Raw genomic sequence first — 23350 nt, forward strand, 5'->3', positions numbered from 1 at the left:
TGTGCTTTCCCAAGGCTCTGACCAGAGGCTAGGGATTGCAGCATGGATTACGCTCTTGCATTGCTGATCGGGTATTTGTCCGGTTCCATTCCTTTCGGCCTTCTGCTGGCTATGGCAGCGGGGAAAGGCGACATCCGCTCCATCGGATCAGGCAATATCGGCGCGACCAACGTCTTGCGCACAGGCAGCAAGTGGCTGGCGGCTGCGACATTGCTCCTCGATTTTGCCAAGGGGTTTGTTCCGGTTTACTTCGCCTGGACGTTGTTTCCCGGCACACCGGACGCGCCGCTCTGGTATCCTATGCCGGTCGAACTGGCTGCGCTGGGCGCTGTGCTGGGGCATTGTTTTCCAGTCTGGCTGAAGTTCAGGGGCGGGAAGGGCGTTGCCACGAATGCGGGCGTCACCTTCGCGCTAGCATGGCCGCTGGGCGTCGTTTACGCATTGGTGTGGATCGCCGTGCTGGCGATTTTCCGCATCAGTTCAGTTGCGGGGATGAGCGCGGTGGCGGCTGTTGCCATTGCTGCGGTTGCGATGGGATTCTGGTCAATCGCCGGAGTGCTGATCGTTATCGCAGTGCTGATCATCTGGCTGCACCGCGCCAATATCTCCCGCCTGATGAAGGGTGAGGAACCGAGGGTCGGCAGCAAGAAGTGAACGAGACAAAGCTGACACAGGACGAGGCATTTGCCCGCATCAGGCTGCTGCGCTCCGCCAATATCGGCCCCGTCAGCTATGCGCAATTGCTGCGCCGGTTCGGCACTGCGATTGAGGCGCTGGAGGCCTTGCCAGACCTGGCGGCGCGCGGTGCCAAACGCAATTACACTCCCGCCGCGCGGAACCGGATTGAAAGCGAGATTGCCGCCGCCCGCAAAGCTGGTGCTCGGTATGTTTTCCACGATATGCCTGAATATCCCGCGCTGCTGGCACAGATGGACAGCGCACCGCCAATTATCACCGTGCGCGGTGACATGGCGCTGGCGAGCAAGCCCTGCGTGGCCATGGTCGGTGCGCGCAATGCCTCTGCCGCTGCGGTGAAGCTGGCGCGCGATTTCGCACGGGCACTGGGCGAAGGCGGTTTTACGGTAGTGTCGGGCTTGGCGCGCGGCATCGACGGCGCCTGCCATGAAGGATCCATGCCGCACACCATCGGCGTGATCGCCAGCGGCATAGACATCGCCTATCCGCCGCAGCACACCAAACTTCAGGAACAGATCGCCAATGACGCGCTGCTGATCGCGGAAGAAGCGCCGGGCACAGAGCCGCGCGGACAGCATTTCCCGAAGCGCAACCGCATCATCGCAGGGCTCGCGATGGGAACGCTCGTGGTGGAGGCCGCACCCAAGTCCGGCTCGCTTATCACCGCGCGGCTGGCTGGCGAGGCGGGGCGCGAAGTCATGGCGATCCCCGGTAGCCCACTCGAAGCGCGCAGCCATGGCTGTAATCACCTGATCCGCGAAGGTGCCATGCTGGTGCAGGAACCGGATGACGTGATCGAATTGCTCTCAGGTTTTGACGGCGTACCGCGCTCGTCATTTCGCGAAACTACGTCTGCATGCGATTATTCGACTGAAGACATGACCGGGGCAGAGTCCGCCGATGTTGAAAGCCTGCTTACCAACGCGCCCGTTTCTGTGGACGAACTGATCCGGCAATCGTGTGAAAGCGCGGGGGCTGTGCAAATGGCGCTGCTGGAGCTTGAGATCGCAGGACGTTTGGTGAGACATGCCGCGGGGCGGGTCAGCCTTTGCTGAGATCGAATTTTGCCGCATGCCCATCTGCTGGGCTTCAGACTCACGCTCCCCAGAACAATCGAAGTCACTTGACCTGAAGCCTCCGCACAATCATCGGCTTGACGTATCCCGTGAAGGCTCCACCCTCGCGCACACGTACACACGTAAGGGACTGACTTCACCACTATGCAACTTGTCATCGTAGAATCGCCGGCCAAGGCAAAGACCATCGAGAAATATCTGGGCAAGGACTTCAAGGTCCTCGCATCCTACGGCCACGTTCGCGATCTGCCGCCCAAGGATGGCAGCGTGCGGCCGGACGAAGATTTCGAGATGGACTGGGAAGTCTATTCCGACAAACGCAACCGCGAACAGGTGAAGGCAATCGCCGATGCGGCGAAGAAGTCCACCCGCCTCATCCTCGCGACCGACCCTGACCGCGAAGGCGAGGCGATAAGCTGGCACGTGCTGGAGTTGCTCAAGAAGAAGAAGGCCCTCCCCGAAAAGGTCGACCGCGTCACTTTCAACGCTATCACCAAGGCCGCTGTGACGGAGGCGATGACCAAACCGCGCGGGCTCGATACCGATCTGATCGACGCCTATCTCGGCCGCCGCGCGCTGGATTATCTGTTCGGCTTCACGCTCAGCCCGGTGCTGTGGCGCAAGCTGCCCGGTGCAAAATCGGCTGGCCGTGTCCAATCCGTCGCGCTGCGCCTGATTTGTGAGCGGGAGCGGGAAATCGAGGTCTTCAATCCGCAGGAATACTGGTCCGTTACCGCCAAGATGGAGCATGACGGCACCGCCTTTGATGCACGGCTTGTGCGTTTCGACGGCCAGAAACTCGAACGCCTGACCATCGGCGAAAAAGGCATGGCCGATGCTGCCAAGTCTGCCGTGGAGCAGGGACGCTTTACGGTCGAGGATGTCGAGACCAAGCCGCTGAAGCGCAGCCCGGCACCGCCTTTCACCACTTCCACACTGCAACAGGAGGCCGCGCGCAAACTCGGCTATTCCGCCAGCCACACCATGAGGTGTGCGCAGTCGCTGTATGAAGCGGGCGCGATCACTTATATGCGTACCGACGGCGTGGGCATGGATATGAGCGCAATTCTGGCCTGTCGCGATGCCATCGATGCGCGGTATGATACCCAGTACAAGCCGGAAAAACCACGCTTTTACAAGACGAAGGCAAAGAATGCTCAGGAAGCGCACGAAGCCATTCGGCCGACAGATTTCCGCAAGGATCGCGCCGGTTCGGGCGACGAGGCAAAGCTGTATGATCTGATCTTCAAGCGCGCCATGGCCAGCCAGATGGCGACTGCCCAGCTTGAACGCACCACGATCACAATGCGCGACCCGACTGGCAAGCATGAATTGCGCGCAACCGGACAGGTCGTCAAATTCCCCGGCTTCCTGGCGGTGTATTCCGAAAGCTTCGACGATGCGGCCGACGGGGATGACGACAATTTGCTCCCCATCATTCGCAAAGGCGACGCGCCTGCAAAGAAGGATGTGGAAGCGATCCAGCATTTCACCCAGCCACCGCCGCGCTTTTCCGAGGCATCGCTGGTAAAGCGGCTGGAAGAACTGGGCATTGGCCGTCCTTCCACTTACGCCTCGACCATCCAGACCTTGCGTGACCGTGATTACGTGAGGGTGGAGAAAAACCGCTTCTTTGCAGAGGATTCCGGCAGGCTCCTCACAGCATTTCTTGAGCGTTTCTTCCCCATTTATGTCGCCTATGACTTCACCGCGAGCATGGAAGACGAACTGGACGAAGTCAGTGGCGGGCGGGCCCAATACAAAACGTTGCTCGAAAACTTCTGGCGCGATTTTAAGCCGAAGAGCGACGAGGTGATGGAACGCCAACCTTCGGAAGTGACCGAGGTGCTGGACGAATTCCTCGCCGACTTCCTGTTCCCCGAACGTGAAGATGGTGAAAAGCCGCGCTTCTGCCCGCTGTGTGCGGAGCAGGGCCGTGATGGCGGTGAACTGCATTTGCGCGGTGGCCGGTTCGGCGCATTCATCGGCTGCGTGAACTATCCGGAATGCAACTTCCGCCGCAAATTCGGCCAGCCCGGCAGCGAAGATGGTTCCGACGATGGCAAGATGGGCGATCACCCGGAAACCGGCGAGCCGATCGAGCGCAAGTCGGGCCGTTTCGGCCCCTATGTGCAGATGGGCGAGGGCAAGGAAGCCAAGCGCGCCTCCATCCCGAAGGACGTGGACGATTTCGACATCGAATGGGCGGCCAAACTGCTCGATCTGCCGCGCATCATCGGACAGCATCCCGAAACCGGCAAGGATATCGAAGCGGCCATCGGTCGTTACGGCCCGTATCTGCGGCATGACGGCAAATATGCGAAGCTTTCCAGCACGCAGGATGTGTTCGACACGGGCATGAATGCGGCCGTCACGCTGCTGGCAGAAGCTGCCAATCGCAAGGGCGGCGCGCGGGGTGCCCGTGAACCCTTGAAGGTACTCGGCAAGACCGAGGCAGGGGACGATGTGAAGCTGATGGAAGGCCGCTACGGCCCCTACATCACCGATGGCAACGTCAACGCGACCATCCCGAAGGACAAGGACAAGGATGCGCTGACGCTGGAAGAGGCGCTGGTCATGATCGCAGAAAAAGCCGCGAAAGGACCCGTAAAAAAGAAGCGCAAGGCACCGGCGAAAAAGAAGCCAGCAGCGAAGAAAAAGGCACCTGCGAAGAAGAAAGCTGCGGCCAAGAAGGCGGCGCCTGAAACAAAGGCGGAGGAAGCCTGATGGGCAAGGAAAATTTCGAGCGGCACAAGCAGCCATGGAATGGCGAGGAAGCGGGCAAGCTGAAACTGCTCGCTTCCAAGGGGCAAGGTCTTAAGCAGATCGCCAAGGCGCTGAATCGAAGCGAGGAATCGACGCGCGATTTCGCCAAAAAGAACAAGATTGCAGTGGTCAAAAAGCGTTGAGCAGTCGCGGTTGGTCAGATCGCCCTGTCGTGGCCCGCGCGTTACGGATGGCGGGACTTGCTTTTCTTGGCCTTCTCGCGGCGTGCACAACACATCATCAGAATGTTTTCAGAGACACAGCGCAAAGGCCGCTTGTTGTCCTGAAGCTGGATGATTTCCGCGCAAATACTTCGACCAACCCGGGCTGGGAGCAGGCGTTCGTTTTCCTCAACGAAAATGATGTGACGGCCTCGATCGGAGTCATCGGCGACGGTCTTGAGGACCCTGCTCCAGATGCGATAGCTTGGCTGCGCGGCCAGCAAGCTCTCGGGAACGAGCTTTGGAATCACGGGTACTGCCATTGCCGATCAGGTACTGGCGAGGATGAGGTGAGGGAATTCCGATACTCTGGATTTGCCACGCAACTGGACGGTCTGCGACGCACACAAGAGCTCGCTCAACAGCACTTCGGGGCACCATTTGCCGCGTTCGGAGCCCCCTATAACAGCACAGATGAAGATACATCCCGTGCTCTTGATCAGACGACCGGAATAGCGATCTGGATGTTCAAGGACACGGACGACGAACGCGTTCCCAGCGCGCTGGTCCAATTGCGCCGAATACCGGGGCTCGGCCTCGAGGACCCGGTCCATGAGCCAGATTTTGATAGCTTTCTGGCCGGCTTTGAAGCCGCGTCGCCTGCAGATGTCCTGGTGCTTCAGGGCCATCCACAAAGCTGGGTGCAAGATCCCCTTAGATTTGAGGAATTTCAGCGTATCATTCGCTTCCTGATTGCTGAGAATGCCCGATTTCTGACACCATCAGAGGCCGCTGCCCTGCCGCGTTAGCGAACCCAGTCCAATCCCATTTCCTCATAGACTTCGCGGTTCTCCGACCAGCGATCGTCCACCTTCACGTGCAGGAAAAGGTGCACCTTCACGCCAAGAATTTCGCTGAGTTCCTTGCGCGCAAGCTCGCCGATTTCCTTTATCCGGCGGCCGCCTTTACCCAGCACGATGGGTTTCTGGCTGTCGCGCATGATCACGATCTGCTGGCGCACTTCCACGCTGCCATCGGGCTTCACGGTGTAGCTTTCGGGGCGCACAGCGGCGTCGTAAGGCAATTCCTCGTGCAGTTGCCGATACAGCTGTTCGCGCGTCACTTCGGCGGCCAGCAGGCGTTCAGACGCGTCTGACACCTGATCTTCGGGATAGTGCCACGGGCTCTTGGGCATCAATTCGGCCAGACGATCCTTCAATTCCGGCACGCCGTCACCTGTTAATGCGGAGACGAAGAACACTTCGTCGAAATCGACAGCCGCGTTCAATTCCTCGGCCAGTGCGAGCAGCGGTTCTTTCACCGCGACATCAACCTTGTTCAGCACCAGCAGTTTGCGCTCGGGCCGGGTCTTGAGCACTTCCAGCAGCGGAAACAGTTCATGCCTCCGCTGTTTCACCGGATCAACGAGCAGTATCACCGCATCCGCGGCCTGCGCGCCTTCCCAGGCGGCGCTCACCATCGCGCGGTCCAGCCGGCGCTTCGGTTCGAAAATGCCGGGGGTGTCGACCAGCAGAAGCTGCGTTTCGGCCTGATCGGTCTTGTGCAGGGCAACGCCCAACAGCTTCGCCCGGGTGGTTTGCGCCTTGGCAGAAGTGATCGCGACCTTCTGGCCGACAAGCTGGTTGACCAGCGTGGATTTGCCCGCATTGGGCGCACCGATCACGGCGACCAGACCACATTTCGGGTCAGGCTTCGCGCCAGTTTCGGTATTGCTCTCAGTCACCCAAATTTCTCCATAAATAGCCGAGCGGCTTCTGTTTCGGCATCTTGCTTGCCACCCGCTGTTGCTTCGACTTCGCCGACTTTGTGGACCCTCACCTGCACGGTGAAGCGGCGCGCATGGTCAGGTCCGTCAGTCGAAACGACCTGGTATTCCGGCGGACTGCGGCGGTTGCCCGCAGCCCATTCCTGCAATGCACTTTTGGGATGTTTGGATTTTCCGTCCGCACCGTCGACCGCGCCTTGCCAGAAACTGCGGATAAGGCCCTGCGTTGCATCATAACCGGCTTCAATGAAATTCGCGCCGATCAGCGACTCCATGATGTCACCCAGCACGTTGTCGCTATCCTGCGCGCCATCCTCACGTGCCTGCTTGCCCATCAGGACATGCGGCGCGATGCCGATTTCCCGGGCTCGCGTCGCGCAGGCACCTTTGGATACCAGCGCGTTCAGGCGCTGCGCCATCTTGCCCTCATCCGACTTGCCATCGGCGTATAGCCAGTTCGCAATGGTGAGGCCCAGAACACGGTCGCCCAGGAATTCCAGACGCTGATAATCGCGCGGCGCGCCAATACTGCCGTGGGTAAGAGCTTCGCACCAAAGGGCTTCATCGCTTACCGCAAAACCATGCCCCGTCAGCCAGGCCCGCGTTTCTGCATCAAGGACGTTCATATCCCGCGCAGCATCCGGTTCCAGCGCGCGGCAGAAAACCATGTCCAGGGCAGCGCCCATTCGGCGCTTCCATCGGTAGACCAATACATGAAGCTGGCTTCTGCCACGAGATTGTCCTGCCCCACCAATCCGATTCCGCCGCCCGGTTCTGCGCGGAAACGGCTGTCGAGCGAATTGTCGCGATTGTCGCCCATCAGGAACAGCTTGCCTTCGGGGACTATCACAGGCGCTGTATTGTCCTGCGGAAGATCGCCCATGTCGAGAATATTGTATGACACGCCGCCAGGCAGAGTTTCACGGAACTGCGTGTAGGTACAGACCGGGCCCTCGGGGCCGGAAATACGTGTACCGCGGCAGTCATCACCAAGGATCATCGGTAGAGTGAAATCCTCGATTCGCTCCATACCAACCGGCTCACCGTTCAAATGGAGCACACCGTCCACCATCTGCACGCTGTCGCCCGGCAGGCCAATAACGCGTTTGATGTAGTCCGATTGGTCGATCGGGTGTTTGAAGATCACGATATCACCGCGGTCCGGTTCGCTTGCCAGAATCCGCCCGTCACCCATGTCTACGTCAAACGGCAGCGAGAAGCGGGAATAGCCGTAAGACCATTTCTGCGAGAACAGATAGTCGCCGACGAGAAGGCGCGGCATCATGCTTTCCGATGGAATGTTGAAGCTGGTGAAGAAGAAGGTGCGGAATATCACGACCACAATCACCAGCTTGATCAGGAAGGCGCCAAAGCTCCTCCAGTCTTCCTTTTCCTCCGGCTTGTCCGCCACGGCAGCATTGGCCCCGGCAGTTTGAGTTTTGCCAGAAGCGGGCTCTTCGATCTCTCTGATATGGTCTTGCGTCATCGGGCAAAGGTCATGTTGCGCGAAGTGGCGCGCGTCAAGCAAATCGGCAGGGACGAGCGAGAATTTGCGGGGTTGCAATCAGGGCTACAAGGGGGCAGCGCGTGAACACGACAACGCCCGACAAAGAGGACTTACCGGTGACCCTGACACGCGACGAAGCATGGAACAAGCTCGCCCTGCATACAGATCCCACACTGGAAGATCTTTTTTCAGAGGATTCGGACCGGGTAGAAAAGTTCGCCAAACGGCTTGAACTGACCACCGGGCTGGCTGGGGGCGATGCCGACTGCGGTATCCTGTTCGACTGGTCCAAAACCCATCTGACCGAAGATTTGCTGACCGATTTTGAAGCGCTGGCAGAGGCCGCTGGCTTTGATGACATGCGGGAAAAGATGTTTGCCGGCGAAATGGTCAACCCGACCGAGGGACGCGCGGCTGAACATACCGCGCTGCGCGGCGTGGGCCTCGATACCAGCGTTGAAGAAGCGGATGCCTTGCGGGAGCGGATGAAGCTGCTCACTACAGCGCTGCACGAAGGCGCGTTCGGAGAGATCAAGCACCTCATTCACGTCGGCATAGGCGGCAGCGCGCTGGGCCCGGCGCTGGCGGTTGATGCTTTGGCGCGTGATCTGCCGGTAGTGGATGTGCATGTCGTCTCCAACATCGACGGCGTGGCTTTGGAAGAAGCGTTTGCAGCGTGCGATCCGGCGACGACCTTTGTGGCCGTCGCTTCCAAGACTTTCACCACCATCGAAACCATGACCAATGCGCAAAGCGTGTTGAAATGGCTGGCGGACAGCGGCGTTGATGATCCCACGGGCCGCGTTATCGCGCTCACCGCCGCGCCTGAAAAGGCCGTGGAATGGGGAGTCGATGAAACGCGCATCCTGCCGTTCGCGGAAAGCGTGGGCGGGCGGTATTCGCTGTGGAGCTCTATCGGCTTTCCGATAGCAGTGGCCGTGGGCTGGGACGATTTTCAGGCGATGCTGGATGGTGCAGCGCGTGTGGACGCGCATTTCCGTGACGCAAACGGACGCGAAAATCTGCCGCTGCGTGCGGCCTTTGCGGATCTGTTCTACTCTCGCATCAAGGGCGCGCAAACCCGCGCCGTATTCGCCTATGACGAACGGCTGCGGTTGCTGCCTGATTACTTGCAACAGCTCGAAATGGAATCGAACGGCAAAAGCGTGACGGTGGACGGCCATCCTGCTGGCCCGACGGCGCCGATCACATGGGGCGGGGTGGGCACCGATGCGCAGCATGCGGTGTTCCAATTGCTTCACCAGGGCACGCATCTGATCCCTGTCGATTTCATCGCGAGTGTGGAGGCGGGCGACACTTTGGACGCGGCGCATCACACGATCCTGCTGATGAACTGCTTTGCCCAAGGCGCAGCGCTGATGGCAGGCAAGCATTCCGACGATCCGCATCGCAACTACCCCGGCAACCGCCCATCGGCCACGATCCTGTGTGATGATCTTGACGCGATGACTTTCGGCGCGCTGGTGGCTTTCCACGAACACCGCACCTTTGCCAATGCCGTGCTGATGGACATTAACCCGTTCGACCAGTTCGGCGTGGAACTGGGCAAGGAAATCGCCAACAAGATTGAAAAGGGCGGAGAGCGGTTTGATGCTAGTACCGAGGCCTTGCTGAAGGCTGCTGGGTTGGGTTGAGTGTGGTCTAAAATTTCGCGGGCCTCTTACGACGTCCGTTCGCCCCCAAGCTTGTTGAAGGGCGAACGGCTGGAGGGGCGTGACGTTACATTTGCCACCGGTCTCAACACCACCTAAGCCTCCCAAATGACCTTCCAACTCACCTTTGCCATCGTCTGGGCCATCATTCTGGCTATCGGGGGAGGGCTGCTTACGAAAATCGAGCAGTGGTATTTCGACCTCAATAAGCCAAGCTGGCAGCCGCCTGACTGGCTGTTTGGCCCTGCGTGGACCACGATCTTCCTGCTTTCCGGCTGGGCCTTCGTGCGCAGCTATCCTGCGGCAGAGGCGGCGGGTGAGGCCAGCTTCCTCATCACGCTCTATGTTATCAATGGCATCGCCAATTTCGTGTGGTCACCGGTGTTCTTCACTCTAAGGCGGCCTGATTGGGCATTGTGGGAAGTGCCGTTCCTGTGGCTCTCCGTCCTCGCGCTTACGGTGTTCCTGCGCCAGTGGGATGTGCTCGCCAGCTGGCTGATCGTGCCGTATCTGGTGTGGGTCAGCTTTGCGACGATCCTGAACTGGAAAATCGTGCAGCTGAACAAGCCTTTCGGCGGACCTGTTAACACCTGACACGCGAAATGCTTTGACATTCATGCTGCGCTGCACCACATGGGCGGCATCGAGGCGTGCGCTAGCGTGAAGCGGCAGTAGTGAGAAAGCTACAGTCCCCAGCAGCCCTTCGGTTCTTCTAATGGACTTCCCTTTTCACGCGGGTCGTTTGACACCCGCGCCGCGAGAGCTGTTGCTCTGCGCGCCGCATATTATGCGAGTTTACTACACAACATGACTATTCAATTCACAGACCTCGGTCTGTCGCAGCCCATCCTGCAAGCGCTGGATATGAAGGGCTATAAAGAGCCTACGCCAATTCAGGCGCAGGCCATTCCGGCGGTTCTTCAGGGCCGTGACCTTTTGGGTATTGCGCAAACGGGCACCGGCAAGACCGCTGCTTTCATGCTTCCCAGCATCGATAATCTGCGCAAGTCCGACAACCAGATTCCTTTCAAGAGCTGCCGTATGCTTGTTCTCGCCCCGACGCGTGAACTGGCCGGGCAGATTGCCGAATCCGCCAAGGATTATGGCGCACTTGCCGGTATGAAGGTCCATTCAATCGTTGGCGGAACCTCCGTCGGCAAGGATCGCAACAAGCTGCACCGCGGCACGGATATTCTGGTGGCGACACCGGGCCGTCTGCTCGATCTGATCGACCAGAAGGCATTGAACCTTTCCGGCGTGGAAGTGCTGGTATTGGACGAAGCCGACCAGATGCTTGACCTCGGCTTTATTCACGCCCTGCGCCGCATTAGCGAGCTGGTCCCTGATAGCCGCCAGACCCTGTTCTTCAGCGCCACCATGCCGAAGCAGATCAAGGAACTGGTCAGCAAATATTGCAAAAACCCGGTCACCGTTTCGGTAACCCCGGCTGCCTCCACCGCAGAGCGGATCGACCAGTATCTGTATATGGTCCAGCAGGACGAAAAGCAGGCGCTGCTCGAAATGATCCTGCTCGAACGTCATCCCACGCCCGGCAAGTTCGAACGGGTGCTGATTTTTACCCGCACGAAGCACGGTGCAGACCGGTTGGTGAAGAAGCTGGCGACTGCCAACATCCCCGCCAATGCAATCCACGGCAACAAGAGCCAGCCGCAGCGTGTGCGCGCCCTGGATGAATTCAAGCGGGCGAAAACCCCGATCCTTATTGCGACCGATGTGGCCGCGCGCGGGATCGACATTCCCGGCGTTAGCCACGTGATCAATTACGAACTGCCCAATGTGCCGGAGCAATATGTTCACCGCATTGGCCGGACCGCGCGCGCTGGTGCCGATGGTATCGCCATCGCATTCTGTGCAGAGGATGAGCGTCAGTATCTGAAGGATATCTGCCGCAACACCGACGCCGAGTTCGAACGTTTGGACTTGCCGGAAAACTTCCGCGCAGTTGTCGAAGGTGTCGGCCCGACAAAGCCTGCCGCCAAGCAGCAACAGCAGCGCGTAAAGCCCAAGCCGCGCGGTGGTTCATCCGAACGTAGTCGCCATTCCGGTGCCAGCGCCGGTGGCGGTGGACGTCCGCAGGGCGGCCGCAGCGGTGGTCAGGGTGGCCAGCGCAGCGGTGGTCAGGGTGGTCAGGGCGGCAATCGTCGTCGCAGTGGCGGCGGCGGTGGCGGTCGTCCCGGTGGCGGCGGCGGGGGCGGTCGCGGCCGATCACAAGGCTGAGCGAAGCAGCTTTATGTCACTTGGCGGGGCGCAAGGTTGCTCTGCAAGGCTTAGGCGCCTTGCCCCGCTAGGTAGCTGCCCTTGCGCCAGCGCGGATTGTTGAAACCCGCAAGGCGGGCATCGGAAGCTTTTCGATCCGGCCTGCGATATGCCAGATAGGTACAACCAGAACCAACGCCACAATCGCGTCTAGCGCATAGTGCCACCCAAGATGCACCGAAGCTACGAAGACAAGACCTTCGAATGCGATGGCAATCCAGAGCTGCCAGCCGTTTCCGAAGCGGTCATGCACCATCCAGATCAGCAACAGATAAAGGGCGTTGTGCATAGACGGCATTGCACTGATGCCCTTTCCAAATCCGGGTGAGCCGAAACTCTCGAGCAGGTACTCCTGCGTGCGTGCAGCTATCAGATCGGGCGGTAGTATTGCTGTAAGATCGGCGAAACGGGGATCGCCATAGAAATGCTGCATGTAAACCGGCCCGGCCGAGGAAAGAAGCAATGCGGCCCAAATTCCGATGACGAACCAGCACATCATGATTGCCAGCGTGGATCGTCTGCTGAACGCCCTATCCTTTGAAAAGCACACCCACAGGGTCATTCCAACCGTCACGACCATACAAGGTGTGACATAGAACATATCCAGGAATCGCGTAGCATTTTCACCCAGAAGCGCATGGGTAATACGCCATGGGTCCTTGCCGAACAGCAATGCATCCGCATCGGCCAGCCATGGATCGGCGTAAAATGGGATCAGGGCCGGAATGGACACCTTCAGGACCATGTACACCTGCATCATGAGGCTGAGCGCGACGAGGAACAAAGCGCCCTCCACAAGGTGGGCGCGGTTCATTCTCAGGGTACGCAAAATGATTGCCGTTGGCCGCTGCATGCGCTTGCCTGCAACTCGCAAGAACAGCAAGGTAGCAGCAATCAGGAAGAGCCACACAAGCAATAATGACTGCAGATATACGGCGTAAATAACCCCGCCCAGGTCAAACGACGGTGTGACCACCGCGAAGCCGAGGTGGAGCGCGAGAAATAAGCCAAAAAACACCCGAGTATCCATTCCACGTGATTGGCCTAAATTGGTTAATTTGCGCTTTCCGGACCCAGATCGCTATCATAGCCAAATATTAAGCATCGAAGCCCAAGGCTTCCCGTCATGTTTCATGCCGGGGAGCTTTTGGCGTTATGATCAGAACCAAGACCACGTTGGTTGTCGGCGCGGGCGCCAGTTGTGAATTGCAATTCCCTGATGGCCGCGAATTGCTGGCACGTATTGCTGCGGGATTTGACTTCCAGCGCCTTGGCGGCGGTCTTGAAAGCGAAGATATCGCCGCCATGGACGCGCAGATCGGCGCTATTGCCAAAAAGGCCCGCGTAAAGAAGAATGACTTGCTCGAAGCAGGGCAAGTGATCCGATCTGCCGCGCGCATTTCCCATTCCATCGACGCAATCCTTGAACAGCACGGCGACAATCCAATGGTGTTGGCGGTCGGCAAACTCGCCATTGCGCACTACATTCTTGGGGCGGAGGCGGCATCTCCGCTGGGCAGTGAGCCGCGCGATCCCGGCGATCTGCCCGTGCGTGGCACCGAAAACTGGCTGTTCCAGCTATCCCGCGCGATTTTCAACGGCGTGCCCCGTGCAAAGGCGGAAAGCTGCTTCGACAATCTCTCCGTCATTTCGTTCAACTACGACCGGTCAGTCGAAAATTATCTGCCGTGGGCGATGCATATGGCTTTTGGCATGAGCCTGACCGAAGCACGCGCGCTGGTCGCGGAAAAGCTGCGGATAATCCATGTCTATGGTGTCCCCGGCAAACTTGAATGGCAGACGGACGAAATGCCCATTGCCGATTGGGGCGAGGTTGCACCGGAAGACTTCCCATCTGTCGTGGAACAGCTTCACACCGCTACGGAACGCGCTGAACAGCGCGGTTTCAAGCGGCATGTTCTGGGCGAAGTGGTACAGGGCAAGCGGCTTGTATTTCTCGGCTTTGGCTTTGATGCGATGAACTGTGCGATGCTTTTCGATGCGCCGTTCGAACACAATCCCGATGTCCTGGTCACCATGCCGGGAGCCAGCGCGACGGAGCGCAACGCTGTGATGCGGCTGCTCAAGCGGCAGGCAGGGATCAAGGATGAAAGCCTCATCACACTGGAGGACCTTCGCGCGTGGCAATTGATGCGCGATTACGCGCCTTTCCTGGAAAGTTAGAAACCATGCCCGGTTGCGGGACGTATAGTGTTGGACCATAGCGCAAACCTCGCGCCAAAGGAGCCAGCTTGCATGTCCGACACTTACGACTTCGACCTTTTCACCATCGGTGCCGGATCGGGGGGCGTTCGCGCCAGCCGCGTATCTGCTGCGCACGGCGCAAAGGTTGCAATCGCAGAGGAGCACCGTGTTGGCGGCACATGCGTCATCCGTGGCTGTGTGCCGAAGAAGATGCTCGTCTACGGCGCCCATTTCGCGGAAGACCTGGAAGACTGTAAGCGGTTTGGCTGGGAGATTGGCGAGCGCAGCTTCGACTGGAAAGTGCTCCGCGACAACGTACTGGATGATGTGAAGCGGATCGAGGGTGCATACACGGAAACGCTGGACAACCACGATGTCACCATCTTCAAAGAACGCGCAGAGCTTACCGGACCGCACGAAATCACGCTGGCTAGCGGCAAGGTCGTCACGGCGAAATATATCCTGATCGCTACCGGCGCGAGGCCCCGCCTGCCCGAATGTCAGGGCGCGAACCACGGCATTACATCCAACGAGGCATTTCACCTGGATAAGTTGCCAGAGCGGATCGTCATCGCGGGCGGCGGTTATATCGCCAATGAATTTGCCGGTATTTTCAATGAATTCGGTTGCAAGGTTACCTTGGTCAATCGCGGCGACACATTGCTACGCAGTTATGATGAGGCGGTGCGTGACCGTCTGCTGCAAATCTCTATGACCAAGGGCATCGACTTCAAATTCAACACCGTGTTCGAAACCGTCAAACCGTGCGATGACGGCGGCTTCCTGGTCAAAATGTCTGATTGCGATGAAGAACGTGTCGATCAAGTGATGTGGGCGGTGGGACGCGTACCCAACATTGAAGGCCTCGGGTTGGACAAAGCCGGGATCGAAGTAGGCGAGGGCGGCGAAATCAAGGTCGACCGGTTCAGCAAGACCAACGTCGATCACATCTATGCCGTCGGCGACGTAACAGACCGCGTGCAGTTGACGCCTGTTGCAATCCGCGAAGGACAGGCCTTTGCAGACACTGTTTTTGGCGGGCTGGAACCTGTGGCAGTAGACCATTCCTGTGTTCCAAGTGCTGTGTTCAGCCATCCGCCAATTGCGGCTGTAGGAATGACGGAAGGCGAAGCGAAGAACGCGCTCGGATCTGTGAAAGTCTATCTGTCCGATTTCCGGCCGATGAAAAACGTGCTGGCAGGCCGTAACGAACGATCACTCTTCAAGATGATATGCGATGGCGATAGCGGCCGCATCGTGGGCATCCACATGATCGCGCCCGAAGCTCCGGAAATGATGCAGGCAGCGGCTATTGCCGTGAAAGCTGGCCTGACAAAGGCCGACTTCGACGCGACAGTCGCGATCCATCCGACTATGGCGGAAGAGCTGGTTCTTATGCGCTGAACGGCACATTCAGGCCTTCGCAATTCGCAAAATGGAATGATCGCGCATGGAGATACTCATGCGCCAGATCATGCTTTTACCACTGATTGCGATTGCTGCCTGCAGTGCTGGTAATGGCAACAAGCCGGGTTCGGATATTCGCCAGTATCCGACACAAGCGGAAGCGCCCAGTCCGGACTATGCTGCCTTGCTGTCCAATAGACCGCAGTCGGTGCAGGCCGAATCCCTTCGCGAACCGACTGCGCCCCAGCCTGCAGACGCGAAGGAGCTTGGCGATTTGTGGGTTGCCCGGCTGGAAGAGCGCGGTGCTCTGATGGGCTCTGGCCTTGCAGGCAAGGACGAAGACTCGCCTATCCAAAGCATCGACACGCTACTGACTGCCGAAGAATTTGACACTTGGCTTGCGGATAATGTCTGGACCGCTCCGCCGCATATCCGCTGGTACTTCCAGCAGCCGTTGATTGCACCGTCAGTAAGCGAAGCGGCGCTTGCGGGAGTCCGCGTTTGGCCTGCCACGGAAACCCGTACGGGGTGGCAAATGGAGGCGGCATTTTCGGGCCGGATATTCTTGCGCGATGGATGCGTGTTCATGCAGGGCTTTCGCGACGGCGATCCGGAAAAGCTGGCGTGGTTCCATGCAGAGACGGGTCTCGATGTCGATGCAGAGGGATATTTTGTTCTTATCAACCGGGTGAGTGGCGAGATTGCCGCTCGCCTTGGCGAAACCATGACCTGGGCCGGGCCAAACCCGCTTGATCAGGATAATCCGCAAATAATTGCCTATCGCGAAGCATGCGGCGAATTCGAAGTGGAGGGCGTCGGCAATCCCGAAGCCAATGAGAGATTGTATGTGATCTACCCCCACCTGCGCGAGGCACCTGATCGCGCACCGCCACCGGGGATTGAATGAACGCGCTTTCGTACGCGTGAAGCGGGGTGCTGGCATTGCGCCTCGCATCATACTTGAATCCTCTGCCGCTTGCCCGCAGAAGGACGGCAATAAGAGAATTGGAGAGAGGAACTTCCATGTTACTCCGCGCATGTTTTTGTCGCTTCCTGTTGCCCCTTTTAGCCTTGGCGCTTCCTGTCAGCGTTGCCGCGCATGATCCGGTGGAGGCGGAATGGTCGATTGCAATTCATGGCGGGGCAGGAACGCTGGACCGCGCGGCCATGACGCCAGAGCGGGAAGCGCAGTACACTGCCTCTCTCCAGACGGCGCTGGATGCGGGCGCCGCGATCCTGCGTGATGGCGGCACATCGGAAGACGCGGTGCTGGCCGTCATCACCGCACTTGAGGACGATCCCCTTTTCAACGCTGGCCGGGGCGCAGTGCTGACCTGGGATGGCGGGATTTCACACGATGCTTCGCTCATGCTCGGCGCTGATCGCAGTGCGGGTGCAATCGCGGGCATATCCACCGTGCGCCACCCCATACTGCTTGCCCAGGCGGTGATGCAGGATGGCAGGCATGTCATGCTGAGCGGCGACGGGGCAGAAGAGTTTGCCGATGGCACCCGCCTTGAGCGAGCTGAAAGCGAGTGGTTTGTCACGGTCCCCCGTCTCGAAGCGTTGGAGCGTTACCGCGCGCGTGCAGTGGCTGCGATTGATGATGAACACCGCTTTGGTACGGTCGGCGCAGTAGCGCGTGATCGCGCAGGTAATCTGGCGGCAGGCACTTCCACCGGCGGGATGACAGGCAAGCGCTGGGACAGGATCGGTGATGCCCCGATCATTGGCGCTGGCACCTACGCCGATAACCGTGCCTGCGCTGTTTCAGCGACGGGTACAGGAGAGTATTTCATCCGTGCCGTGGTTGCGAAATCCATCTGCGATCTGATGCGCCTTTCAGGCATGGGACCGCGTGAAGCGGGCGATAATCTGATGGCTGAAGTTGCAGAACTTGGCGGCAGTGGCGGCGTAATTGTCGTGTCGGCGCAGGGGGAGACGGCGTTTTCCTTCAACACCTCAGGCATGTATCGTGGCCGCGCCGACAGCAACGGCGTGAACGAAATCGGCATTTTTTCGGACGAGGACTGAGCGGGGCCTAAGCGGCTGCAAGCTGTTCTGACAGAAATGCAGCAACGTCTGACAGTGAAACTTCGCGGTCGAGGAAAGCGTCGCCAATTCCGCGCAGCAGGATGAAGGGCAATGTGCCGCCGTCCATTTTCTTGTCATGCAGCATGTGATCGGCCAGCGCCTGTCCGTCGCATGTCATCCCAAGCGAAGAAATTTCCGTAGCGAGGCCCGCTGCAGCTATTGCAGAGGTAATCCGCGCCGCATCATTTTCAGACAGAAACCCGCGCTGCGCCGAATATCGTGCGGCCAGCACCATCCCCATTGCCACTGCTTCGCCGTGCAGCAAGCGGTCCGAATATCCGGTCTCCGCCTCCAGCGCGTGGCCGAAGGTATGGCCAAGGTTCAGCAGCGCCCGGGCGCCCGAGGTCTCCCGCTCATCCTCCGCCACAATCCGCGCTTTGGCGGCGATGCTGGAGGTTACAGCGTACTTCACGGCCTCGCGGTCATGATCCAGCACCTTGGCGCCGTTTTCCTCGCACCATGCGAAAAAATCTGCATCGCCGAGAATGCCGTATTTGATAACCTCCGCGTAACCGCAGCGCAGTTCGCGAAGGGGCAGGGTTCGCAAGGCGGAAGTATCGGCCAGCACCAAAGAAGGCTGATGAAATGCGCCGACAAGATTCTTGCCCGCCGCCACATTGATCGCGGTCTTGCCGCCAACGCTCGAATCGACCTGTGCCAGCAAGGTGGTTGGCAACTGCACGAATTTGCAGCCGCGTTTCAGGATCGATGCAGCAAATCCGGTGAGGTCACCGATCACGCCTCCGCCAAGCGCGAAAATTGTATCACCGCGCTCAACGCCGCGTTCGAGCAGCCAGTCGATCAATTCTTGCAACACCTCCCAGCTTTTCGCACCTTCGCCCGGCTCGGTGATGAACCAGTCGATTTCGTAACCGTCAGATGCGAGCGAATGGGCAACAATTTCGCCGTGATGCGCGAACGCATTCTGGTCGGTTACAAAGGGGATCTTGCGCCGGCTGTCATATCCACCTGCGTGATAGCGTTCGATGAATTCACCAGCTTGCACGACTGTGTCGTCCAGCAAGCCATCATCCACCCGCACCATATAGCTGCGACCGGCGAGATGGACTTTTACGTCAGCCATTGATCAAGACTTTCCACAATTCTCGCGACAGCCACGTGATGCGGGCCGGTATCGCTTTTCACATGAATAGGCGCCTGCGAATAGGCGTGCTCTCGCTCCGCCTTCATCTTGGCGACCTTGGCGGGAATATCTCCGGTGCGCAGCAGGGGCCTGCGATCATTCCGACTGACCCGTTCGACCAGGGTTTCAAGTTCCGCATCAAGCCATATAGCGACGCCCTGCTGAAGGATAAGGTCACGCGTTTCGGGTTGCAGAAAGGCACCGCCGCCAGTTGCGATCACGCTGCCACTGCCGCTTTCCTCCATCAGCCGCGCGATCACGCGGCGTTCTCCATCGCGAAAGTAATCCTCTCCGAATTTGTCGAATACTTCGGCGACGGACATATTGGCGGCTTCGACGATCTCGTCGTCCGCATCAGTGAAATCCATTCCCATCGTCGCAGCCAGCTTGCGGCCGACGGTAGATTTGCCCACACCCATCATACCAACCAGCACCAACGGCCCGCGCAGGCGCGCACGGACGGAGCTGATCAAAGTCTCATCAGGCAGATCACGGGCAATGGTCATTGCCGCATGGCCTATAGTTGGGCTAACCGCGCTGGCAAGGTCGTCCCGAATTTTGTCCGGATGGCGATGTGAAAATAGGGAAGCGGTTACACGGTGTCGAAACGCCTGTTGTTCATTCTGATTGCCTTCGGCGGTTTGCTGTTTTTGCTGCTAGTGGTAGCTTGGCTGGATGGCGGACGCGTGGAACAGCGGCAAATTGTGGAGCCTGTAAGCGTGCCGGAGAATAATCTGTGAAGCGAATTACATTTCTGCTGGGTAGTGCAGCGCTTGCGCTGACCGCCACCGTTCCTTTGGCGGCTGGCGCGTTGGCGACCGGTACACTGGCTACTGGGCCGGAAGACCTTTTGCCGCCCGCTTTTCGCAATCCGCCTCCGCAACCAAGATCAACGCCGAGTCCTGCGCCTGCACCCGCGCCAACCCCTACGGCTTCTGCTGCGCGGCCCGCTACGCCGTCGGCGCCGGCAGCAGGGTCAACGTCCACGCCCGTCGTGCAGTCTGTCCCTTCCACCGGAAGCAGCACCAGCGGCAGCTCAAGTGAATCTTCCGGAGATTCGCCCTTGCCGAGCAGTTTCCCGAGCCTGAGGGAGCTGGAATCGATGGAGGCGGACGAGATCAACGAGGTCCTCGGCCTGCGTCCCAAATTTGATATTCCCGCTGCCGCGCGGCGTTCTGCGGCCGAGGTCGGGGTAATTTCGGAAGCCGAGGGCGGTTTTGCGGCGGGTTCGCTTGCCGGGCAGCCTGCGCGGCTGGTGCTTGCTGCACTCAGAGCCAGTGATGGTCCTGTTGTGTCGCGCTGGGGCCACATTCTGTTGCGCCGCGTCCTGGCGAGCCGGTTGGACACGCCACGGGGTCTTGATCCTGTCGATTTTGCTGCTCTTCGCGCACGCGCCTTGAACGGTATGGGCGAGGCCGTTGTGGCCCGCGCGCTGGTGCAGGATGTCGATGGCGGCAATTACAACAACGCGCTGACCAATGCGGCCTTCAATTCCTATGTCGCCTCAGCGGACCTGCTCGGCATGTGTCCGGTTGCGCGGTTGCAACCCAGCCAGCGTGACGATGGCGAGTGGGAATTGATGCTGGCAATATGCTCTGCCTATCTGGGTGAAGCGCGCGGTGCAGATCGCAGATTGGGCAGGGCGCTGGGCAATGGCATTGCACCGGAAATCGATGTTCGACTGGCACAGCGTTTTGCAGGCGCAGCTGGCGAAGGCGGCCGCGCGGTCAATATCGAATGGGACGGCGTTGAAGAGCTCACCCCATGGCGGTTCGCTCTGTCGCGTGCGCTCGGGGTGGAAATTCCCGCTGGATTGCGCAGCAGCGGTTCCGCCATGCTGGATTACAGCGAAGTTTTGATCCCCGCGTCTCCATTGCTGGACCGTGTGGCGGCATCGGATCGTGCTGGTGGGCAAGGGCTTATGTCATCTGCTGCAATGGTCGATCTTTACGCGCAGTTCTGGGCCAGTGATGAATATTCCCAGGAAGACAAGATCGCGGCGGGGCTGCTACGCCAGGCCTATGCTGCCAGAACAGTAACCGCGCGCGTCGCCGCAATGCGTGAGCTGTGGGAAGGCGATGAGACTTTTGGGCGGCACGTGTTGACGGCCTATGCCGCAGCGCGCCTCCCGGTGAGGCAGGACCTGGTCGAAGATGCCGCTCCGCTGATCGCCTCCATGTTGTCCGCCGGTCTCGATCGCAGTGCAATGCGATGGGGTTCTGTAGTATCCGAGGGCACCGAAGGCTGGGCCTTGCTTGCGATTGCGCAGCCAGAACGCAGCGGCCCCGTAAGCTCTGGCGCGGTCAGTGATTTTATCAGCGATGACCTGAGCGAAGGGCAGCGCAAATCTGCATTTCTGGTGGCAGGCCTTGCTGGTCTTGGACGGCTCGAAGCAGATGACTTTGCGGATCTCGCCGATGATTTGGGCGTGAACTATTCGCGGTCGAGCGCCTGGAGTGACAAGATTGGTCGCGCGGCCCAGGTCGATAATCAGGCGCTGGTCGCGCTGCTCGCCGGTGTGGGGATGCAGGGCACAAGCTGGGATCAGATGACCCCGCGCCAACTCTATCACATCGTGTCCGCTCTTACCCGGGTGGGTCTTTCAGCCGAAGCGCGCATGATCGCCGCAGAGGCTGTTTCGCGCGGGTAGAGCCGGGCGTGCGCGCAATGCCTTCCACAATAGACAGCTTTCTGGCGATGCTCGCTGCCGAACGCGGCGCGGCGGCCAATACCTTGCAGGCTTACCGGCGTGACCTTGATGGCAGCGAAAATGTTGTGGGCGATCTTTTGACAGCTTCGCGTGACGATTTGTCCGGGCTTACCCGGGCATGGGCCGATCTGGCCCCCTCGACTGTCGCCCGCAAGATTTCGGCCTTACGTCAGTTTTATGGCTTTTGCGCGGATGAAGGTTTGCGCGATGACGATCCTTCGACCGCGCTTTCGCGCCCGCAAGCGCGGCGGCCCTTGCCGAAAATTCTCTCGCATGATGATGTCGGACGCATGTTCATTCGCGCCGAGGAAGAGGCTGCTGGCGATCGACCGGCAGCGGTGCGGACGCTGGCACTGCTGGAATTGCTTTATGGTTCGGGCTTGCGCGCGAGTGAACTGGTTACGCTCCCGGTCAGCGCAGTCCCGCGTGATGCGCCGTTTCTGACGATTACGGGCAAGGGTGGGCAGCAGCGCATGGTCCCTGTGTCCCGCCGCGCGCAGTCGGCCATGGCCCGGTGGATGGCCGTACGGGCGGAGGATGGCTCGCCGCAGCTCTTTCCATCTCGCAAAGGGCACATCAGCCGTATTCGCCTGTATCAACTGGTGAAAGAACTGGCCGCGCGCGCCGATCTTGATCCTGCCAAAGTCAGTCCGCACGTCTTGCGTCACGCCTTTGCCACGCATTTGCTGGAAGGCGGCGCAGACCTGCGCGTGCTGCAAACATTGCTCGGTCATGCCGATATTGCGACGACGCAAATCTACACGCATGTCGATTCCGCGCGGCTGGTTGCGCTGGTGAACGAGCGACATCCTCTTGCAGGCAAGGGCGCGGGGGGGTAGCGGCAGGAAATGGCTTCATTCCTTGAATTCGAGAAACCGGTCGCCGAACTTGAAGCGAAGATCGCTGATCTGCGATCTGCCGCTGGTGAAGATGGCGATGTCGATATTTCCAACGAACTGCAGCGGCTCGAGCTGAAAAGCGCGCGGCTGCTGGAATCCACCTATGCCAATCTGTCACCGTGGCAGAAAACGCAGGTTGCCCGGCATTCCAGTCGGCCGCATTTTCACGATTACGTGGCATTGGGCTTTGATCATTTCATGCCGCTTGGCGGGGATCGTCTCTATGGCGACGATCAGGCGATCATGGGCGGTTTGGCAACGTTGAGGGGCCGCAAGGTCGTTCTGATCGGCCATGAAAAAGGCAATGATACCGAAAGCCGCATCCGGCACAATTTCGGCATGGGCAAGCCGGAAGGCTATCGCAAGGCGATTCGCCTGATGGAATTGGCGGACCGATTCGGCCTGCCGGTTGTGACCCTGGTGGATACGTCTGGTGCGTTTCCAGGAATCGAAGCGGAAGAACGCGGACAGGCTGAGGCGATTGCGCGCTCCACGGAAGCCTGTCTTGGCCTTGGTGTTCCTATGGTGGCGGCCATTGTGGGCGAGGGCGGTTCCGGCGGGGCAGTGGCACTTGCCAGCGCGGAACGTGTGCTGATGTTCCAATATGCGGTCTATTCGGTAATCTCTCCGGAAGGGTGTGCGTCGATACTATGGCGCACGGCGGAAAAAGCTCCACAAGCGGCAGAGGCGATGAAGCTGACGGCGCAAAACCTGCTTGATCTCAAGGTGATAGACCGGATCGTTCAGGAACCGATTGGCGGTGCACATCGTGATCCCGCCGCTGCTGTGGCTAGCCTTGCAGATGCCATTGATGACGAGTTGGAGGCGCTGTGCGTGCTTCCGGCGGAACAGCTTCGCCGGCAGCGCGAGGACCGCTTCCTGGCCATCGGGCGCGATTTGCCAAATTGACCTGCAAACGCAGGATTGCAAATTGTATTGGGAACATTGA

General features: G+C 59.3%; 22 protein-coding genes. 16 read left to right on the forward strand and 6 right to left on the reverse strand.

Features of this window, described 5'->3' with window-relative positions; all coding sequences use genetic code 11:
- Positions 1 to 42: 42 nt before the first annotated feature.
- From plsY to AB731_RS11820, 5 genes are all read left to right on the forward strand, one after another.
- The gene (gene plsY, locus AB731_RS11800; protein ID WP_047093972.1) at positions 43 to 654 is read left to right on the forward strand and encodes a glycerol-3-phosphate 1-O-acyltransferase PlsY; all 612 of its coding nucleotides are present in this window, start codon (positions 43 to 45) and stop codon (positions 652 to 654) included.
- Positions 651 to 1751, forward strand: a complete 1101-nt coding sequence (gene dprA / locus AB731_RS11805) for a DNA-processing protein DprA (protein ID WP_047093971.1) — start codon at positions 651 to 653, stop codon at positions 1749 to 1751. Before plsY ends, dprA begins: the two co-directional genes overlap by 4 nt.
- 165 nt (positions 1752 to 1916) lie before the next feature.
- On the forward strand, positions 1917 to 4499 hold the full coding sequence (topA, locus tag AB731_RS11810; RefSeq protein WP_047093970.1) for a type I DNA topoisomerase: 2583 nt from the start codon (positions 1917 to 1919) through the stop codon (positions 4497 to 4499).
- Positions 4499 to 4681: a hypothetical protein gene (locus AB731_RS11815; protein WP_047093969.1), complete on the forward strand. Its 183-nt coding sequence runs from the start codon at positions 4499 to 4501 to the stop codon at positions 4679 to 4681. Before topA ends, AB731_RS11815 begins: the two co-directional genes overlap by 1 nt.
- Positions 4682 to 4728: 47 nt before the next feature.
- Entirely contained in the window at positions 4729 to 5508 is a 780-nt protein-coding gene (locus AB731_RS11820) for a DUF2334 domain-containing protein (RefSeq protein ID WP_047093968.1), read from the forward strand.
- On the opposite strand, the gene era is transcribed toward AB731_RS11820, so the two are convergent.
- Genes era through lepB form a run of 3 tightly spaced genes read right to left on the reverse strand, consistent with a single transcriptional unit; the run spans position 5505 to position 7971 of the window.
- Entirely contained in the window at positions 5505 to 6443 is a 939-nt protein-coding gene (gene era / locus AB731_RS11825; protein WP_047093967.1) for a GTPase Era, read from the reverse strand. The two genes, AB731_RS11820 and era, sit on opposite strands and share 4 nt — an antisense overlap.
- Positions 6440 to 7111 carry a ribonuclease III gene (rnc, locus tag AB731_RS11830; protein ID WP_047094240.1) on the reverse strand — a complete coding sequence of 224 codons (672 nt, stop codon included), beginning with the start codon at positions 7109 to 7111 and terminating at the stop codon, positions 6440 to 6442. Before rnc ends, era begins: the two co-directional genes overlap by 4 nt.
- Positions 7108 to 7971 (reverse strand): signal peptidase I, encoded by an 864-nt coding sequence (lepB, locus tag AB731_RS11835; RefSeq protein ID WP_047093966.1) that lies wholly within the window; start codon positions 7969 to 7971, stop codon positions 7108 to 7110. Before lepB ends, rnc begins: the two co-directional genes overlap by 4 nt.
- Positions 7972 to 8108: 137 nt before the next feature.
- Here lepB and pgi point away from each other — a divergent pair, with 137 nt between their 5' ends.
- The 3 genes from pgi to AB731_RS11850 all read left to right on the forward strand — a co-directional run bounded on the left by pgi (position 8109) and on the right by AB731_RS11850 (position 11903).
- Complete coding sequence (gene pgi / locus AB731_RS11840) at positions 8109 to 9647, forward strand: glucose-6-phosphate isomerase (protein ID WP_047094239.1); 1539 nt, start codon at positions 8109 to 8111, stop codon at positions 9645 to 9647.
- Positions 9648 to 9773: 126 nt separating this feature from the next.
- Positions 9774 to 10259, forward strand: a complete 486-nt coding sequence (locus AB731_RS11845) for a TspO/MBR family protein (RefSeq protein WP_047093965.1) — start codon at positions 9774 to 9776, stop codon at positions 10257 to 10259.
- A gap of 213 nt (positions 10260 to 10472) precedes the next feature.
- Positions 10473 to 11903, forward strand: a complete 1431-nt coding sequence (locus tag AB731_RS11850) for a DEAD/DEAH box helicase (RefSeq protein ID WP_047093964.1) — start codon at positions 10473 to 10475, stop codon at positions 11901 to 11903.
- A gap of 67 nt (positions 11904 to 11970) precedes the next feature.
- On the opposite strand, the gene AB731_RS11855 is transcribed toward AB731_RS11850, so the two are convergent.
- On the reverse strand, positions 11971 to 12756 hold the full coding sequence (locus AB731_RS11855; protein ID WP_162199477.1) for a phosphatase PAP2 family protein: 786 nt from the start codon (positions 12754 to 12756) through the stop codon (positions 11971 to 11973).
- Between the two features lie 341 nt (positions 12757 to 13097).
- Here AB731_RS11855 and AB731_RS11860 point away from each other — a divergent pair, with 341 nt between their 5' ends.
- From AB731_RS11860 to AB731_RS11875, 4 genes are all read left to right on the forward strand, one after another.
- Positions 13098 to 14126 (forward strand): hypothetical protein, encoded by a 1029-nt coding sequence (locus AB731_RS11860; protein ID WP_047093962.1) that lies wholly within the window; start codon positions 13098 to 13100, stop codon positions 14124 to 14126.
- A gap of 72 nt (positions 14127 to 14198) precedes the next feature.
- On the forward strand, positions 14199 to 15551 hold the full coding sequence (gene gorA, locus AB731_RS11865) for a glutathione-disulfide reductase (protein WP_047093961.1): 1353 nt from the start codon (positions 14199 to 14201) through the stop codon (positions 15549 to 15551).
- Positions 15552 to 15597: 46 nt separating this feature from the next.
- A complete protein-coding gene (locus tag AB731_RS11870; RefSeq protein ID WP_156167451.1) occupies positions 15598 to 16461 on the forward strand; it encodes a hypothetical protein in 864 nt (287 codons plus the stop codon).
- A 164-nt stretch (positions 16462 to 16625) separates the two neighbouring features.
- The gene (locus AB731_RS11875; protein ID WP_231638935.1) at positions 16626 to 17588 is read left to right on the forward strand and encodes an isoaspartyl peptidase/L-asparaginase family protein; all 963 of its coding nucleotides are present in this window, start codon (positions 16626 to 16628) and stop codon (positions 17586 to 17588) included.
- Positions 17589 to 17595: 7 nt separating this feature from the next.
- Here the strand turns inward: AB731_RS11875 and aroB are convergent, their stop codons facing one another.
- Together aroB and AB731_RS11885 are read right to left on the reverse strand one after the other, a co-directional pair.
- Entirely contained in the window at positions 17596 to 18732 is a 1137-nt protein-coding gene (gene aroB, locus AB731_RS11880; RefSeq protein WP_047093959.1) for a 3-dehydroquinate synthase, read from the reverse strand.
- Positions 18720 to 19298, reverse strand: a complete 579-nt coding sequence (locus tag AB731_RS11885; protein ID WP_047093958.1) for a shikimate kinase — start codon at positions 19296 to 19298, stop codon at positions 18720 to 18722. The genes aroB and AB731_RS11885 overlap by 13 nt, the downstream gene beginning before the upstream one ends.
- A gap of 93 nt (positions 19299 to 19391) precedes the next feature.
- Here AB731_RS11885 and AB731_RS14020 point away from each other — a divergent pair, with 93 nt between their 5' ends.
- From AB731_RS14020 to AB731_RS11900, 4 genes are all read left to right on the forward strand, one after another.
- Positions 19392 to 19532: a hypothetical protein gene (locus AB731_RS14020; protein WP_156167452.1), complete on the forward strand. Its 141-nt coding sequence runs from the start codon at positions 19392 to 19394 to the stop codon at positions 19530 to 19532.
- Between the two features lie 323 nt (positions 19533 to 19855).
- Positions 19856 to 21442, forward strand: coding sequence for a hypothetical protein (locus tag AB731_RS11890; RefSeq protein WP_231638936.1), 1587 nt, complete (start codon positions 19856 to 19858; stop codon positions 21440 to 21442).
- Between the two features lie 17 nt (positions 21443 to 21459).
- Complete coding sequence (locus AB731_RS11895) at positions 21460 to 22341, forward strand: tyrosine recombinase (RefSeq protein ID WP_047093957.1); 882 nt, start codon at positions 21460 to 21462, stop codon at positions 22339 to 22341.
- A gap of 9 nt (positions 22342 to 22350) precedes the next feature.
- Complete coding sequence (locus tag AB731_RS11900; RefSeq protein WP_047093956.1) at positions 22351 to 23310, forward strand: acetyl-CoA carboxylase carboxyltransferase subunit alpha; 960 nt, start codon at positions 22351 to 22353, stop codon at positions 23308 to 23310.
- Positions 23311 to 23350: the final 40 nt, after the last annotated feature.

This window comes from Aurantiacibacter marinus (assembly GCF_001021555.1).
Taxonomy (GTDB): domain Bacteria; phylum Pseudomonadota; class Alphaproteobacteria; order Sphingomonadales; family Sphingomonadaceae; genus Alteraurantiacibacter; species Alteraurantiacibacter marinus.

Bases quoted from the DNA above. Each gene is read 5' to 3' on its own strand.
- plsY (WP_047093972.1), top strand. From the start codon at position 43: ATGGATTACGCTCTTGCATTGCTGATCGGGTATTTGTCCGGTTCCATT.
- topA (WP_047093970.1), top strand. From the start codon at position 1,917: ATGCAACTTGTCATCGTAGAATCGCCGGCCAAGGCAAAGACCATCGAG.
- AB731_RS11815 (WP_047093969.1), top strand. From the start codon at position 4,499: ATGGGCAAGGAAAATTTCGAGCGGCACAAGCAGCCATGGAATGGCGAG.
- AB731_RS11820 (WP_047093968.1), top strand. From the start codon at position 4,729: ATGGCGGGACTTGCTTTTCTTGGCCTTCTCGCGGCGTGCACAACACAT.
- rnc (WP_047094240.1), bottom strand. From the start codon at position 7,111: ATGAACGTCCTTGATGCAGAAACGCGGGCCTGGCTGACGGGGCATGGT.
- lepB (WP_047093966.1), bottom strand. From the start codon at position 7,971: ATGACGCAAGACCATATCAGAGAGATCGAAGAGCCCGCTTCTGGCAAA.
- AB731_RS11845 (WP_047093965.1), top strand. From the start codon at position 9,774: ATGACCTTCCAACTCACCTTTGCCATCGTCTGGGCCATCATTCTGGCT.
- AB731_RS11850 (WP_047093964.1), top strand. From the start codon at position 10,473: ATGACTATTCAATTCACAGACCTCGGTCTGTCGCAGCCCATCCTGCAA.
- AB731_RS11855 (WP_162199477.1), bottom strand. From the start codon at position 12,756: ATGAACCGCGCCCACCTTGTGGAGGGCGCTTTGTTCCTCGTCGCGCTC.
- AB731_RS11860 (WP_047093962.1), top strand. From the start codon at position 13,098: ATGATCAGAACCAAGACCACGTTGGTTGTCGGCGCGGGCGCCAGTTGT.
- gorA (WP_047093961.1), top strand. From the start codon at position 14,199: ATGTCCGACACTTACGACTTCGACCTTTTCACCATCGGTGCCGGATCG.
- AB731_RS11870 (WP_156167451.1), top strand. From the start codon at position 15,598: ATGGAGATACTCATGCGCCAGATCATGCTTTTACCACTGATTGCGATT.
- aroB (WP_047093959.1), bottom strand. From the start codon at position 18,732: ATGGCTGACGTAAAAGTCCATCTCGCCGGTCGCAGCTATATGGTGCGG.
- AB731_RS11885 (WP_047093958.1), bottom strand. From the start codon at position 19,298: ATGACCATTGCCCGTGATCTGCCTGATGAGACTTTGATCAGCTCCGTC.
- AB731_RS11895 (WP_047093957.1), top strand. From the start codon at position 21,460: ATGCCTTCCACAATAGACAGCTTTCTGGCGATGCTCGCTGCCGAACGC.
- AB731_RS11900 (WP_047093956.1), top strand. From the start codon at position 22,351: ATGGCTTCATTCCTTGAATTCGAGAAACCGGTCGCCGAACTTGAAGCG.